General features: G+C 45.0%; 11 protein-coding genes and 1 pseudogene. 2 read left to right on the forward strand and 10 right to left on the reverse strand.

From position 1 onward, the window contains the following. Positions 1-14: 14 nt before the first annotated feature. The 10 genes from C400_RS0111845 to C400_RS0111895 all read right to left on the reverse strand — a co-directional run bounded on the left by C400_RS0111845 (position 15) and on the right by C400_RS0111895 (position 11502). Positions 15-515, reverse strand: a complete 501-nt coding sequence (locus C400_RS0111845) for a flagellar protein FlgN (protein ID WP_017427113.1) — start codon at positions 513-515, stop codon at positions 15-17. 10 nt (positions 516-525) lie between these two features. Then, positions 526-801, reverse strand: a complete 276-nt coding sequence (flgM, locus tag C400_RS0111850) for a flagellar biosynthesis anti-sigma factor FlgM (RefSeq protein ID WP_016822917.1) — start codon at positions 799-801, stop codon at positions 526-528. Positions 802-996: 195 nt separating this feature from the next. Beyond that, entirely contained in the window at positions 997-1407 is a 411-nt protein-coding gene (locus C400_RS0111855) for a TIGR03826 family flagellar region protein (RefSeq protein WP_017427114.1), read from the reverse strand. Between the two features lie 742 nt (positions 1408-2149). Next, positions 2150-2617, reverse strand: coding sequence for a LysM peptidoglycan-binding domain-containing protein (locus tag C400_RS0111860; protein ID WP_017427115.1), 468 nt, complete (start codon positions 2615-2617; stop codon positions 2150-2152). A gap of 384 nt (positions 2618-3001) precedes the next feature. Further along, a complete protein-coding gene (locus tag C400_RS0111870; RefSeq protein WP_017427116.1) occupies positions 3002-3571 on the reverse strand; it encodes a ComF family protein in 570 nt (189 codons plus the stop codon). 348 nt (positions 3572-3919) lie between these two features. Next, positions 3920-6040, reverse strand: a complete 2121-nt coding sequence (locus C400_RS0111875) for a DEAD/DEAH box helicase (RefSeq protein WP_017427117.1) — start codon at positions 6038-6040, stop codon at positions 3920-3922. 201 nt (positions 6041-6241) lie between these two features. Beyond that, complete coding sequence (locus C400_RS0111880) at positions 6242-6682, reverse strand: hypothetical protein (protein ID WP_017427118.1); 441 nt, start codon at positions 6680-6682, stop codon at positions 6242-6244. Positions 6683-6849: 167 nt separating this feature from the next. Next, positions 6850-7572, reverse strand: a complete 723-nt coding sequence (locus C400_RS0111885) for a response regulator (protein WP_013373401.1) — start codon at positions 7570-7572, stop codon at positions 6850-6852. Positions 7573-7576: 4 nt separating this feature from the next. Further along, positions 7577-8737: a sensor histidine kinase gene (locus C400_RS0111890; protein WP_013373402.1), complete on the reverse strand. Its 1161-nt coding sequence runs from the start codon at positions 8735-8737 to the stop codon at positions 7577-7579. A 47-nt stretch (positions 8738-8784) separates the two neighbouring features. Further along, the gene (locus C400_RS0111895; protein WP_026065433.1) at positions 8785-11502 is read right to left on the reverse strand and encodes a stalk domain-containing protein; all 2718 of its coding nucleotides are present in this window, start codon (positions 11500-11502) and stop codon (positions 8785-8787) included. A 264-nt stretch (positions 11503-11766) separates the two neighbouring features. Between C400_RS0111895 and C400_RS0111900 the strand changes: the two genes are divergently transcribed. Beyond that, positions 11767-13176, forward strand: coding sequence for an efflux RND transporter periplasmic adaptor subunit (locus tag C400_RS0111900; protein ID WP_017427120.1), 1410 nt, complete (start codon positions 11767-11769; stop codon positions 13174-13176). Then, positions 13173-16288, forward strand: a pseudogene (locus C400_RS0111905) (efflux RND transporter permease subunit). The gene C400_RS0111900 and the pseudogene C400_RS0111905 overlap by 4 nt, the downstream one beginning before the upstream one ends. Positions 16289-16312: the final 24 nt, after the last annotated feature.

The following is a 16312-nucleotide window of genomic DNA, read 5'->3' on the forward strand; positions in this document are numbered from 1 at the left end:
TTTTCCTCCTTCAATTAGGCGCGTGTATCAAATAGTCCCGCCCGTACAGCTGATGTGCTTTTGTCAGCTGGACGCTGATAAACCGCTTCAGATTCCGCATAATATGACATACTCTCAATGGAAAAATCAATATAGGAAAGCGCCTGTTTTATGAGCTGTTGATTCAACTCATTTAATTTTTTCAATTCTCCAAGCGTATCTGCAAGATTTTTTTGAATTTGAAGGAGGCGCTGCTTATCTTCTATATCGAACACAAGACGAGACAACTCCGTAATATTAAGATTCAACTTGGATTTAATACCACGTTCCTGCAAAAATTCATACGCTGCCTGCAGGCGTTGTTCATCCAGCTGTTCAATGTGTCTGGACATCTTCGATTCCTGATTCATGACTTGTATGAGTTGCTCAACCTTATTTGATATCAGTGCTTCTTTTTTCTGAGTTCCTAATGCAATCAACTGCTCGTGCGCCTCTCTAAGCTGCTCCAGCACATCCATCAAACGCTCTAAAGGCATATTCCTTCACCTAACTTTCGGAAGACTGCTTAAAGAAAGGTAATAGCTTCTCTGCAATTTTATCGGCATCCACACGATAGGTTCCAGAAGCTACTTGCTGCTTAAGCTCCTGAATTTTCTTAACGCGGTCTGCATCACTGCTGCGGTTCAGCATTTCCATTGCTTCTGGAGAAATGGAAACCTCGTCCTTACGGCGGGACTTCTTAAGCTCCTCCTGGCGTCCTGTTTCAATATTTCGCTGATATGGATTAATAGCTCCGATGCGGTTGGTCTCGTTAATTTTCATAACTTCCACCTTCCTTAGTTATTTGATATGGTCAGAATGTATCAGACGACATAGCGTCGAACATGGTTCGTATTATGCCTTACTTCTTTATTTTGGGCATGGTTGCTAAAATAAAAAAACCGATAAGCTCTATAAAGATTATCGGCGGTATTTGAAACTTTTTGAATAGCTGAATGCGTATTTAATTCCCCTGTACTAGTTTCCGCGAAGTTTATCCATCGCGCTGTAGGTACCTGAGCCCATATTATTACTTTGATCCTGATTACTACTTTCGCGTATGGCCTGATTCAGGTCTTTAGTCAGACGTGTTCGACAAGAATCGCACATATGCCCATCACGAATCGGTATCCCGCATACCTCGCAAGGATACGTCATATTGGGCGCATTAGCAATGGAAATACGTCCCTCACGTATAAATGTCGTAATTTGTTTAACAGAGACACCTGTAGCTTCCGAAAGCTCGTGCATATGAATACCTTTATTTTCACGTATATGTTTGACACAATGCTCGTATTCAACCTCAATTTCTTTAATACAGTTTTGACAGATTCCCCTAACATTCATAATAAACAGTTTCCCACAGCGAGGACAGTTATCCAAGTTCATCCTCTGTAGCGCCCCTTTCCAATTTCCGGTCTTTTAATTGCTTTTATCCTTACATTACCTTATAGCGAAGAGCCCCGTCTATCAAATATTTCAAAAAAAAGTTTTTTAGATTTAACACAACTCCACATTTCGTACGTTATCATAGTAAAAGTTATAATAGGGGAAGATTCAACGGACAAAAATCCTCCCATTTCTATGTACATTAATATGCAACAACATAAAATGCAGAGGCAAATAAGTCCTTATAATCCAGCCTATTACATATGAGTATTTATCGTCAAACATTACTCCGTACTTTAGAGGAAAAAATAAAATAAGCGCCATTCCAGTTATTCTCGGGAATAGCGCTTCATTATCATTAAACAGCTATATATGAATATGGTTAAAATGTAGAAATAAAATGAGGGAAAAACCGGGCGAAACAATCCTCAGAAGAATTCATGTTCACCTGTGCCCCGAACACAATCAAGAAAATGCTATAAATCCGGGGGATCGGCGTCCATACGAATGCTCCGCACATGGAGTGTGGGTATTCATAAATCTCATACACCTAACATCATTTCAACTTATAAGCTATCTGAAATTAAGCTAGATGTACCATTGGAAATTTGCAGCCCAAAAAAACAAATGATTTTACAAATAATTATTCAAAAAAGCATTGTTTTAATAGAGGCCTTCCCGTATACTATAGTCAAAAGCTTGGTTTAATAAATACATTTTATACAACAGTTTATAATGTTTATTATTTACTTGTGTTTGTTTGTGGTACTTGCAGTTCTTGACCAACTTTTACCAGATTGTTGATTTTAACCAGTTCTTCAACAGTTACACCGTATTTTTCAGCAATAGAAGCCAGTGTGTCGCCGTCTTGAACATTAACAGTAATTGTTTTTACAGTTGTTGCTGGTGTTTCAGTTGTAGTTGTTGCTGGTTTTGTAGTTGTTGTTTGGTTGTTGTTCTCACTTGTTGTTTGAGTCGGTGCTGTAGTTGTATTTTCAGTAGCTTCAGTTCCGTAAACTTTTGCTTCGAATGCTTTTTGTGCTGCTTCTTGCTGTTGAATGATCAGTTGTTCTTCAAATTGATCTTTATTTTGGTCTGAGTTGGATCTCGCCAATACTTGACCTGTAGCAAGTGGACTCAACAAAGATACTGCACCTAAGCTAACTGCCAACATGCTAGAAACTGCTACTTTTTTCATTACGTTTTTCATGATTTTGTTCTCTCCTCTTTTTAGCTTTAAATTTTAATTAACTGCTTTACTACTGAGCGAGACACTCCCAATGTCCGCTCTTTTGTCGTTAGCTGATCACTTATTACCAATCATGTTAGCTATCAACAGATAGAAATTGTACTCCTCTTTTCCAAAAAAATCAACCTCTAAATTGAAATATTCTGATTTCATCCCTCACTTCCTAACTTTTTTGTTCGTCTCTATATTTTTATTATATACCTCTCTCTAGCTTGTTGTCAAATTCTGCTGATTGTACGGATTAAAAGGCTTATACTCTATCATTTAATCCTTCTTTCAAAAGAATTATAACCTTTTTTTCATAGTTTCAAGCATAAAATTATGGAATATAATAGAAATTTAGACTCATGATCTTGCTAGAGTCAGGCAAAAGATAGCCAAATGTACTCCTCGTTCTAATGCCTTTTCTCTCAAAACACGTGCACACGCCTGCAATGTACTCCCCGTTGTATAAATATCATCTACAAGCAAAATTGTAACGGAGTGCGTGCACTCCTCCGTAGCACGTCGAGATTCAGCTTTTAAACTAAAGGATTTCATCGAATTCATCATATTGGGGTGAACAGAAAATGCATTATTCATTGTATTCATGCGTTCATTTTTTGATTTAAAGCTTTGCTTGCCTGTATCTTGCGGGCGAACAAGTAAAGGTAGAAAGGGGAGCTTATTTCGCTTTGCAATCTCTTCTGCCAAAATTTCAGCCTGATTAAAGCCACGCTCTGTCAGCCTCTTTTCACTTACCGGGACACAGGTCACTATATCTACATCCCACAAAGATTGCTTGAAACGATTACATTTATGACCTGCAAACTCATGTCTCATCGCCTGATAGGCACGGTTCATGATTTCGCCCAGCAGGGGGCCAAACTTTTCATTGCCGCGGTATTTAAACTGTCCTATCCATTCTTTCATCATCGGCGTATAACTGGTTGCACTCCGATTACATACATAATAACGTACTAATCGGTCGGGCCTGACGCAATCTGGACAAGACGTCGGACGTCCACAATGTGCACAACGAATGTTGTAAACCCAAGGAATTTGGGTCGAACAATGAGTACAAAGCCCAGTAAATTCGGAAAAATGACCTGTGAGAGTACCGCAAGCAACACATGTTTGCGACTGACGATGGAATAACCAATTCAAAAACAAACGGGTTCTTGGAATCATCCCCATACCAAAATGCACCTTTCTTGGTAGTTTACGTACCGACATTGTTTCAGGTTTCACATTTCCAAAAAAACTTTTTTTTATTTAATGCATTTAGTGCTTCACCAATTTCAGATATCCTTTTTTCCGAGCCAGTGCATTCATACGTTTAATCTGTTTAATCGCTCTCTTTTGACCACTAGTCCATTGAGGAGATATAAAAATAACACTACCACATGGGTCATCCTTAGATCTTCCCGCGCGGCCAGCCATTTGGACAAGGGATGCTTCATCAAAAAGACTGCTGTCCGCGTCTAGTACATACACATCACTCCGCGGAACAGTCACTCCCCGCTCCAAAATAGTGGTTGTAACCAGCACACGTATTTCAGTAGCCCGAAATAAACGCACTTTAGTGGTTCGTTCTTCATCCTGCGATGAGGTGCCGGCGATAGGTATATCAGGAAATTGTCTAATCAACAGTTCCACAAGGCCTTGAATATGTGAGATTCGTGTCACAAATAGAAAGACCTGCGCCCCTCGTTGAATGGATACGTTTAGCCGCTGAACAAATGAAGCAGGAAGCTGACCTTTTTGCAGCCACTGATGCACTGGAGGAGTCCCCAAACGAATTGGGACAGGTAGGGGATGACGATGAAAACGAACGGGAACCTTGGCATGTGGCAGTTGACCACGTGCAGCCTCTTTCTGCAAGGGGCGCGGTGGCGTAGCAGACAAATAAATAAACTTTCCTTCCCGCTTACATACTGCTTGGGCAGCAAAGGCAAGCATTGGATCATTGTGATAAGGAAATGCATCAATCTCGTCAATTACAACCAAATCAAAAGCCTGGCGATAACGCAACAGCTGATGTGTTGTTGCCAGTGTCAGTTGTCCCCTTTGCCACCGTTCTGCACTCCCTCCATAAAGCGTCACCATGCTAACCTGGGGAAACGCAACTGCCAAGCGAGGTGCCAATTCCAATACCACATCACGGCGCGGTGTTGCTACGAGCGCTGTCCCTCCGCGCTCCAACACATGCTGTAAAAGCGGAAACATCATTTCCGTCTTGCCCGCGCCAGTCACGGCCCAGAGCAAAAATCGTTCGGCCGCAGAATCGGGTACTTGCCGGCCAGCAATCTCCCAAGCACGCTCGCCAGATTTGGGCGATGACTGCTCGTTGAGGGCAAGAGTGCTGCCATGCGCAGCGGCAGCACCTAATTCCTGGCGCGCACGCATGCTACGCCGGAATAATTCGCGCGCTCGTTGCCATTGGCCTACCGGGCGAGAGCATTTTCGCACCCCTCCGGGTGGTGCGGCCAAAAAGCACAGCGCTGCTTCGGCGGCGGCACGTTGCGCAGGGCTCAGCCCCCAGCGGTCGAGATTCGTCGCCGGGGTTGCCTCTGCCGTGCGCGGTATGGTAGGTTTCGCTGTACCGCGCAGCAGCAGCGAGCACTCACGGCTACGCCCAAGCGTGAGACATGTCTCGCAGTAGGCGCACGCCTTACGACCGCACGATGCGCAGCTTGTGCGGTGCACCTTTCCGCTGCCACAACGGTTGCAGCGGAGTTCCTGTCTACGCGCGGCAGACCAGCGCGCACGTGGTGCTGGAGCGAGACCAGCAGCAAAGCTGAGTCGGCCTTGCAGATATGCAAGTTGCGCAGCTGAACGCCAAGTATGCTCCAAATCCGGGGCTGCCTCTGCTAGCAATGCTTCAGCTTCAGGAACAAGCAACTGGCGTCCTGCCAACAAATGAGTCAGCTCGTTCGCTTGTCGTGTTAAACATTCCATATCCAATCCATTTACTCCCGTGGCGAGCTTCCGGTTTTGAATAGAACGTACAGTTCCTATTGTTTCTTGTCCCTCATTCCCATGTTGAGTGCGTGAAACCCATCCTTGGTGCCGGTCCCAAATGTATATATTGTCTACTCCTCCAGATAAGATCCGTTCTCCATTAGAAGATTCAAGAACCAACTCATTCTTTAGCTGTGCAAGAGTATAGGCCCACCATTGTCGATCCCCCCACCGCTCCATCTCTGCTAACTCCCTAAATCCTCCACACAGGCTTACTCCCCAAGACAAGGGAAGCTCGTCTTCTAATAACACCCACCTTTCGACAGCATTCTCCTGGTGCTTATCTTGACACCACCACCATGTCATATCTACTCGAATATCCACAGATAATCGAAGATTCCAATTCCCTTTATATCTGACTGCATATACTGCAATTTTCATCTTTGTTCTCTCCTCTCATTCATCATTGTTCCTAGTTCTTATCACCCTAGAGAACAGCAAAAAAGCACACTTCCATGGCTATTAGCCTGAAGTGTGCTTCACATCAAACAGATTTCAACGAAATCCCTATTGTCTTGCATATGCAACTGTCTATAAATATTTATATCTGATTTTAACCACGATGTCCACAGATCCCTGTCACTAAGGAACAAGTGGGACGCCCGCCAACGGGTTTGCTGTTCTAAGATCAATAACAACCTGTTTTTCACCGCCTGACTTCGGCAAAACCGGGTTCCCCGGTGAAAAACGACATGAGATGACTGAAACATCCATATGACTATAGCGCACCAGCCGGGTCAGAATCGGTAGCGTATCGTCTATAGATTCATCATCCAGTACCGTTACATGTAGCGGCCTCCGGTGTAGCCAGGCAAGGATACTCAATGAACGCATCACCCATTCCACACGATCTCCATCATTGGATGTAATCACAATGTAGCGAGTCGCACGACGATTCAGCGATGTCGTGTGTGCATCTTCGCCATTGTGATAAGCCTGAACCGCCTGTCGTATATACATGAGATGCACGACTGCAGCTCCCACACCGTATATAAGCAATATCCAAACCAAGTGAGCCGTCACGAGGGTTCCACCTCCTCCTATAGCGACAATATATGCCGTATAACAGGAAGAGGTGTCACGGTTATGTACTGGACTTCCATACGAGCGGATATCTCGCTCTAAAAGAGAGGCGGTACAGCATTCATATCTAGGCAGCTGCATCGTCTAATACATGAAAAGACTACACTTTACAGCGTAACCCATCCATATTTGATGGAGTTAATAACTGCTTGTGTACGGTCATCCACTTCCATTTTTTGCAGAATACTGCTGACATGGTTTTTGACCGTTTTCTCGCTAATGAATAAATATTCACCAATCATCTTATTGCTCTTGCCTTCGGCCATCAGACGTAACACTTCTGCTTCACGACGAGTCAGCGGATTATTTTCACCTGCGACAAACTTCACGCCTGCTTCCTTAGTATGGCCTTCCGCCATAGCCCCTGTTTCATTCAGGTAAGTCATCCGACGAAGCTGCTGAATAAGCTTGCCCGTTACCTTCGGATGAATAAATGCATATCCTTCATGTACTGAACGAATAGCATTAATGAGGGACTCGGCTTCCATATCTTTTAACAGATATCCATTGGCTCCCTTGCGCAACGTCTCGAATACATAGCTTTCATCATCATGAATGGATAAAATGATCACTTTGACATCCGGGAACATCTCACGTAGTTTTTCAGTTGCTTCTACACCATTTTCAATTGGCATATTAATGTCCATCAGAACAATATCCGGTTTCTCTACGTTGCAGAATTCCAACACTTGAATGCCATCGCCACATTCTCCGATGACCTCAATGTCGTCCTCCATATTCAAAATACGTTTAAGTCCTTCACGGAACAACTGATGGTCGTCCGCTAACAGAACTTTAATGGGTGCATTACTCATTTCCTGATTTTCCATGTTGTTACTCCTTTCCCTTTTCCACGTTGGTTGGGATATGAATCACTATCTTGGTGCCTTGATTCTCAGCTGATTCGATCTCCATTCTCCCCTCGAGCAGTTCAACCCTTTCCCGCATACCAATCAGACCAAAATGCCCATGGTCTTTGCTTTTTTGCTGAAAAAGCTCTGGCTTAAAGCCCAGACCATTATCCTGCACAACAATTTTTACAAGCTGTGCCTGGTAGGTAATCTCCACAAGCACATAGGTAGGGTAAGCATGCTTGGCAGCGTTAGTCAAAGCTTCCTGGATCAGACGGTAAATGGCTGCTTCCATCGCGGAAGAGAGACGGTGTTCCTTGCCCCTTGTTTCAAAAAGCGCTCTAATCTTCGTTTTTTCTTCAAAATCCTGCACATATTTCCGGAGCGTCGGAATAAGCCCCAGGTCATCCAGGGCCATGGGACGCAAGTTAAAAATGACCTTTCGCATTTCTTCAAGACTGGAGCGAACTTGTTTCTTCAAGTCTACTATTTCGTCCTGAACCATCTTAAATTCCTGCTTGGCGATCATTCTTTCCACAATTTCCGTCCTAAGCACTAGATGCGCAAGGAGTTGCGCAGGTCCATCGTGAATTTCACGGGATATGCGCTTACGCTCCTCTTCCTGAGCCAAAATAATTTTCAGACCAATAAACTGCCGATTCTTGGCCGATTCAATGATCCGCGTCACTTGTCCCAATTCACCCGATAAATATTCCAGCACGACCCCCATCTGCGAACCGATAGTTTCGGCCCGCTCGACAGAAGCCTCGACACTTTTGGCCCGCTTTTGAAGATCATCTCTTCTGGCTTTGAGATACATTTCCTTCTCGCGAAAAATCATCACATCGAGTTGAAGCTGTGTCGCCTTCTCATATGCCTGCTTGATATCCTCTTCCGAGTAACGGACGAAATCACGACTGACCTCAGTCAACCGAATTCGGGACCGCCGATAGTTCATTTCCAGCTGGTCCACTTTTTCGATCGTTTCTGCCGTTTCCTTCAATACGCTCTGAAGCTCTTGATTTAACGTGACCAGCTCGGTTCGGGCCGTGTCCAATATTTCGAACATCTGATATTTGCTGTTCTCCATCACCTGGATGGCATTTTTAATGACTCGGTCTATGATATCGGCTTGAAAGTCCACAAATGTTCTACTCCAATCCTAGCATTTCAAGTATATATCATACCATATCATGACTGGAGGGTGATGGTCTTCGTTTCTTGTTCCCATTTTACAGTCATTCCTAACTGTTCAGACACAAGTCTTAACGGGACTAAAGTCCTTCCTCCTAGTACAATAGGTGCAACTTCAGTGCTCTGACGCTTTCCGTTTAGAATCACTTCTTTTTTTCCTACAGTTAAATCCATCAGCACACCACCGCGCATAATGGTGATCCGCTGATCGCCCGCATTCCATTTGGCTTGCCCGCCAAATGCGTCCAGCACATACTTGATTGGAACATACGTCGAACCATTGCGAGTCATCGGAGCTGCATCAATCGTTGTTGGCGTTCCATTTACCGTCATTGATTTTTGACCGATCGTCATCTGAGCTGTTCCCTTTTTAAGTCCTTCTGTGCCGACCGTCCCCGGTGTATTAAAAGAGATATTATCAAAAGCAACCTTACCTGTCTTAGCGCGCTCATCCTGACCCTCGGCTACATTGACCACATAGAGACGTTTCAGCTTCGCCGGATAAGAAATATTCAAACCGCTCATATCTGCGTTAATCGTTTTCCAGCCGTTCCAGTCGATCACTTTGGCAAGATCAATATATGCCGTTTTGCCTTGAGCATCCTCCAGTTCCGCACGCAGCCAGTTCAGACTCTTATCCCCTTTGACATCAATCGAGATGGATGTAGCTGCCTGCTCCAGCGTCTTCCCGGATGTGCCGTTCAATTGAGCGTAAGCATACATTTTACCACTGCCGTTCGTCATGTCGTAGCTTAGCTCCAGCACTTTGGAATTGGCATGGTCTCCATCCCCTTGTACAACAGCCGCTGTACCGGTAACACCTTCCACATTTGAAGTGAAATCAACCGGATACGAAACATTTTCGAAGTTTTCCCAGTTATTTGTACTTGCCCCGCCAGCGGACAGGAAGACAACCGCACTGAAACCATCGTAGCGACCAATGGCATAGCCTGTTTTCACACCCGCATCCACTGTATTTACCGTAAGCTGATTGTCCTTAACGTTTCCCTTAAAGCCGACGAACTCCCATTTGAGCGCATCTGATGTAATGCTGACACTCTGTCCATCTTTCGTCTTGGCCGTTATCGGTACTGCGATTTTAGCTCCTGCAGTAAGCGAGCCTGTCCCACTTCCTGCAGTAAGCGATGAAATTTCATCTGCTCCAAGCACGGTGACCTTGGTTGTCGCACTGGCTGAGCCACTGGATGCGGTTAAAGTAGCTGTTCCCGGTTTGGCCCCCTTCACAACACCGCCGCTCACGGACACAACAGCCGGGTTACTGGACTTCCACGTCACTTGTACTTTCGAGGTATCAAATGGATTGTAGTAGTTGTCGTAGCCTTTGAAGGAGTAGCTTCCGCTCTGACCAATCAGCAGCGTTTTATTGCCCTTGATGGTAAAGCCTTTGAGCGTTCCTTTAGGAGCAGTGGTATATACTCCCACTCCATTTACGATGCTACGTTGCTCTGTACCATATTCTGTATTGAATGTAAGCCCCGCTGTCGTATCTCCCAAATCACGAGTTACCATGGTGGTAGAGCCGCCACCATCGAGGTTCATCCCCTTCCAGACACCAATATCTTTCATCAGTGTTTGCAGCTCGCTCAAGGATACACCAACGCTGTTCCCATTCTTCTCAACGGCGATGACATAGGCATATCGCTTGTCACGGGAATATCCCAAAGCCGTACGCGCACGCGTCCCGCCTATACTTGTCGTACTTCGGGAGAACGAAGTCTTCTGTCCGTCATTTACTAATATGGTATGTCCACCGATCATCATTTGTAGGTTGGAAGGATCTACTTCACTCCCTGTCGATTTGACGCGAAGGTGATAGTTCGTTTCTACAGTCTGTCCCACAGTCAGATGCGCTTTGGCATAATCCGCTGCTTTACCGTGTGTACGCAAAATATAGCCATCCTGCGGAACAGTCATATTCAATGTAGCATTTTCGGAGACTTGCGTAACCACGCCATTTTGTACCAATATTTCAGTAGGCGTTGTCGAACTGTTTTTAGGTCGCTCAATTGCTTTCCAAGCAGATGTATAAATATACATAGCATTGGAGTGACTATAGCTGCTCCCACTCGTCTCAGGCGAGTATGAAGCCTTATTCATCCCTGCCAAAGAGAAGGAAGACCCATCACCAGCTTTTACTGTACCTTCAAAAGTAAATTGCTCAACCATCGGTGAGCCATCCTTCGTTACAGCAAAGGCATACATCCCTGTTAAATCAGAGGGAGTAGACATCAACACCCCTTTGGACACCTGTCCACCGATCGGTGCTCCCTCGCTAGAGGTATTAAAATAATCCCCGTTCACACCAGCAACCGCACCGGTCTCTTTTGCCATACCGCCTGTACTCTGACGGGTCGTAAACTGTCCGTTCTTCCCAGTCATGACATCCAGCTTTACGTACGGATTTTGCAGGTCTACTCGAACGATATCAGCCAGCGCTGTTCCCTTGGACCCTTTAAAACGATATTTCAATAATGTTGCGCCCGAAGTAATGATCTCCTCACCCAATTTTACCGTTGAACCGGAGGCAGCACTCGCGATTGGCGCAGATATCCAATTATTTAACGGGACTAGAACCCCAGTTCCGGCAACCGGACCGACCCATAATACTCCTGCCAGCGTTAAAACAGCCCATCTTTTAGCAATTCCTTTGCCATCTACTTTCACTTTGCTCTGTTTTCTATTACTTAAAAACATTTGGATAATAGCTCCCATCTTCTTTGTATTCAAACGGATTAATCCGCGCATGTACTCTACCAATAAACAAAAAAATCCTCTTATGTTAATAGACTTATTATAAAGGCAAAAGTTCCGAAATTCCGCCAACTAATTCATAAAATCCAAAACAGTGAATTGACGAATGCAATATAGGCGCACTATAATACACATGAACTAATGAGTTCATTTTAAACCAATTAGTTTAAACTCGATTTTATGACCCTATCGGAAGGAAGGATAATCATGAATAAACAACGGGCCATCATCATGCTCACCTTATCAATGAGCCTCGCAATTGCCGGATGTTCTACCGAAAAAAAAGATGCTGCTTCAGGTTCATCCGCACAGCCGACCGTTGTGCGCACTACAATCGTCAAAAATACACCACTCCATACCGCCTATGACTTGTCAGGCACCCTTCAGGCTTATGAAGAACGTACACTGGCCTTTCAAAATGGAGGTATCGTCGCCGGCGCAGAGGTCACTACTGGCACTCTAGTCCAAAAAGGGGCAATCATTGCCCGTCTAGATGATGCTGACTACAGGCTACAGGTTGCACAGGCAACGGCCTCTATCCAAGAAGCTTTAGCCGGTATAGATAACGCACAGGCTAACCTACAGGCAGCTGCCTCTGCCATTCAATCCGCCGATGCAGGTATTACGAGTGCTCGTGCAAATGTCAGCAAGGCCAACAAGGGTGCGCGCGCTCAGGAAAAACAGCAAGCACAAATCACTGTCGATAAGGCACAAAGCGCCTATAACAAGGCCAGGACGGATAGCGAGCGGACACAAAAGCTGTTTGAGGCAGGTGCAGCTACCGCGTCGGATAACGAGAACGCCCGCCTGAATGCAACTGCTGCTCTTCAAAATCTGGAGCAAGCAAAAGCTTCCTTATCTCTTTTGCTGGAAGGGGCCACAGCCGAAGAGCATCAATCTGTCCAAGCTTCCTTTCAGGATGCGATTGCAGGTAAAACTAAAGCTCTTGCAGCCAGCGAACAAGCAGAGGCTTCCCAGAAACAAGCACGTGCCAACTACGAAAAGGCCCTTGTCGCCAAGGACCAGGCGGAGCTGGCATTGTCACGCACCCGTTTAACTTCTCCCGTGAACGGCGTAATCTTAGACAAAATCGTGAATACAGGTGATTTGGTCGCGTCGGGCCAAGCCGTCTATCGCATAGGCTCCACCGACCGTCTTAAAGTACTCCTTCCCGTACCAGACAGTGAAATTAAGGATTGGAAAAAGGGACAACAGGTGAAGGTGGCACTCTATGATGAGACTCGTCATGGTATGGTGTCCAACATCTATCCTTCAACCAGCACCGATACGGGGCGGGTTAACGTAGAGATTATCATTGCCAATCCACAGCGAGACTGGTTACCCGGCCAGGTCATTAAAGCTGCGCATCAGGTGACAGACAAGAATGGTATTCTTGTGCCTGCTGAAGCAGTCATCAATACGGGAAGCAAGCCTTTTATTTTCAAAGATATTCAAGGAAAAGCGGTTAGAACCCCTGTGGAGCTTGGCAATCAGGTTGTAGATAATCAATTGCAAATTGTATCCGGGCTTCGTGAAGGAGAACGTATTGTCATTAAAGGGGCAGAATCCCTGTTTGATGGAAATGCGATTCAGTCGGAGGAAGGCGGACGTCCATGATTGAGTACATCGTAAAAAAGCGAAAAATAACATTGCTGTTTTTTGTCATGCTGATTGTAGTTGGAGCTTTCGGTTTTTTCCAGTTACCACAGCAGGAAATGCCAGACGTGACCATACAGAATGCTATGGTCACAACCGTTTACCCCGGTGCTTCGCCACAAAAGGTAGAACAAACCGTAACTAAAGAGCTGGAGAAACGCATCAAGGAGGTTGAAGGTGTTAAAACGATTAATTCGACTTCTGGCAACGGATTCTCCTCTATTCTAATCGAATCCAAAAATGGAGTGGATCCTCAGACAGTTTGGGATAATATGCGTAAAAAGGTGCAAGATGCACAAGCCGATCTTCCTCAAGGTGCTGAGGTGCCTGTTGTAAATGACAAGCTGACCAGCTCGTTTATCGGCTCTTATGCTCTGACCGCCGACTCATCTGCACCACTGTATAAACTAAATGATTTGACCACCACCTGGAAAGATCAACTTAATACGATTTCCGGCGTATCCAGTGTCAAATTCAATGGTCTGCCTGACCAAGAAGTGCGTGTCCATATCGACAATCAGAAGCTCCAGCAATATCAGTTGTCGTGGGGACAAGTGGCACAAGCGATCCAATCTCAGATCGATCGAGTTCCTACCGGTAATATTGAATACAACGGACGTACCTATCAACTCATTGTTCGTGAGACCGAAAAAGCTGACGAATTAAATCAGGTCATTTTGACACGTACAAAGGAAGGTAATCCTGTTTATTTAAGAGATATTGGAACAACTGAGCTGGCACATCCTGAGGCAGAATATTTCGCTTATGTAGAGGGTAAACCGGCCATTACGCTAAGTATTGGAGCGGAAACAGGCACAGACATCCCCTCTATGAGCGAAAAGGTCAATACCAAGCTCAAAGAGCTGGAGAAAACACTCCCCGTAGGTGTTCACTTACAGACTCTCTTTGCACAAAAGGATCAGGTAAACCATATCTTTGACGACTTAAAGCGTGAAACGATTCTGGCAATTGCGGCTGTTATTCTCGTTTGTATGTTGGGCTTGAATTTGCTCACCTCTGCTTTTGTCGCGCTGGCAATCCCTATTTCGGTTTCGATTGCCATTATCTTTCTACCTATGTTCGGCATTACTTTAAATCAGATTTCCGTTGTCGGTCTGATCATTGTACTCGGCATACTCGTGGATGATGCTGTAGTGGTAAACGATAATATTGAGCGCAGACTTACGGAATTAGGAGAATCACCCTCCGTTGCAGCTATAAAAGGTACCAAAGAGGTCATGCTGTCTATTTTGGTTGCAACATTGGCCACCATCTCAGCTTTCGCTCCACTGTTGTTTCTTCCCGGAAATGTAGGTGCCTTTATTAGACCCATTCCCGCCATTGTTTCTCTGACCATGTTAGCCTCTATGATCATGTCCCTCACGATCATCCCTATTTTTCGAGAATGGTATGAAAAGCGCAGACAGACTCGTCATCCCCAGGGGAAATCAAAACCAGTAGGCTTGCTCGGTCAGCAGATTCACTCTTTAAACAAGCTTTATTCACAAAAGCTGATGCCTAAAGTCATTCAGCGTCCCTTGCTGACGGCTATGGTTGGACTCATGCTTGGAACAGCTGCTTATGGATTAGTTCCCTTTACATCCGTTGAGCTTTTCCCTGAATCGGAAGACCCTCATGTTGCACTAAATGTAAAAATGCCTGTAGGCACTTCCATTGCGGAAACCGATCAGGTCGTTAAAGATCTTGCAGGCTGGATCAAGAAGCAACCTGAAACTTCCAAGGTCGTTTACAGTGCAGGAGGGACTGCTCCCCAACTGTTTAGTGACATTAATAGCATGGGTGGAAATATTACTTATAACGAAACCGTAGGTCAGATTGCTGTCGTCGGAAAAGAGAACGTATTCGATCTCAATTCGACAGTTGATGCCTGGGAACAACATGTTAAGAAATCCTACCCTGGCGTCACGGTTACCATGTATGTTCCCCGTCTTGGGATTCCAGTAGGTAAACCCGTTTCTATTCGTATCTCAGGTCAGGATTTGAATGAACTGCAAACCCTTGCCCAAAAAGCAAAGGAGCAGATCGCGACAGTAGAGGGCACAACGGGCATCGTAGATGACATAGGAATTGAACGATATGCCTCGTGCTTGAGGTCAACAAACAAGCCATGGATCAATATTTAGTAAGCTACACAGATTTGACTCGTACCCTTCTTCTGTTAAAAGAAGGAGCTCAAGTCAGTCAATTCGATACTGGAAGCAGTCTGGTAGATATCAAAATGTATTTGAATCACAGTAACGAGGAGCCAAGTAAGCTTTTCCAACAACTAAGTGTAGTGAATGCAGCCGGAAAGCAAATTCCATTAAACCAGCTAGTACAGATTAAGCCGTCATTTGCTATTCAGCAAATCAAGCATTACAATATGGAGCGGACGATTACAGTCGAAGCCGACTTGAACGGACGAACTGCAAGCGAAGCCATGGTAGATGTGGAAGGCAAACTGGCACAAATGAAGTTCCCTGAAGGCTATAAATGGGAGGTAGGCGGTGAAACATCCGATCAGTCTACCGTATTCGCGGATTTAGGGAAGCTGGCGATCGTTGTAGTCTTACTCATTCTACTCTTGATCACGATGCAGTTTTATTCACTCTCCATTCCTATTATTATTATGACAACCGTGTACCTAGCAGCAGCCGGCGGGATAATTGGTATTTTTCTGACTGGTATGCCCATCGGTTTTATGAGCATCATGGGAATTATTGCACTTGCGGGTATTGTTGTGCGGAATGGGATTGTCTTAATTGAATTTATCGAGGATGCAAGACATGAAGGAATGGAATTAAAGGAAGCCGTAATACAAGCGGCCGCTGCTCGTTTCAGACCGATTTTATTGACTTCCCTGGCTGCCATTGTAGGCATGATTCCCTTAGCACTATTGGGAAGCCTGCTCTTTAAGCCACTAGCGTTCACCGTTATTTTCGGTTTGTTATTTTCGACCTTGTTAACTTTGTTTGTGGTGCCGTCCATGTATATGATCATGGCCAAGTACAAGATGCACCGACAACTCAAAAAACAGCAGCACACAGTTATTACACGTCACCAACCTTTGTAATGTATGAAGTGGTAAATCCGCATG

This window comes from Paenibacillus sp. ICGEB2008, assembly GCF_000307675.1.
Classification (GTDB): Bacteria; Bacillota; Bacilli; order Paenibacillales; family Paenibacillaceae; genus Paenibacillus; species Paenibacillus polymyxa.

Bases quoted from the DNA above. Each gene is read 5' to 3' on its own strand.
- C400_RS0111845 (WP_017427113.1), bottom strand. From the start codon at position 515: ATGCCTTTAGAGCGTTTGATGGATGTGCTGGAGCAGCTTAGAGAGGCG.
- flgM (WP_016822917.1), bottom strand. From the start codon at position 801: ATGAAAATTAACGAGACCAACCGCATCGGAGCTATTAATCCATATCAG.
- C400_RS0111855 (WP_017427114.1), bottom strand. From the start codon at position 1,407: ATGAACTTGGATAACTGTCCTCGCTGTGGGAAACTGTTTATTATGAAT.
- C400_RS0111860 (WP_017427115.1), bottom strand. From the start codon at position 2,617: ATGAAAAACGTAATGAAAAAAGTAGCAGTTTCTAGCATGTTGGCAGTT.
- C400_RS0111870 (WP_017427116.1), bottom strand. From the start codon at position 3,571: ATGATGAAAGAATGGATAGGACAGTTTAAATACCGCGGCAATGAAAAG.
- C400_RS0111875 (WP_017427117.1), bottom strand. From the start codon at position 6,040: ATGAAAATTGCAGTATATGCAGTCAGATATAAAGGGAATTGGAATCTT.
- C400_RS0111885 (WP_013373401.1), bottom strand. From the start codon at position 7,572: ATGGAAAATCAGGAAATGAGTAATGCACCCATTAAAGTTCTGTTAGCG.
- C400_RS0111895 (WP_026065433.1), bottom strand. From the start codon at position 11,502: ATGTTTTTAAGTAATAGAAAACAGAGCAAAGTGAAAGTAGATGGCAAA.
- C400_RS0111900 (WP_017427120.1), top strand. From the start codon at position 11,767: ATGAATAAACAACGGGCCATCATCATGCTCACCTTATCAATGAGCCTC.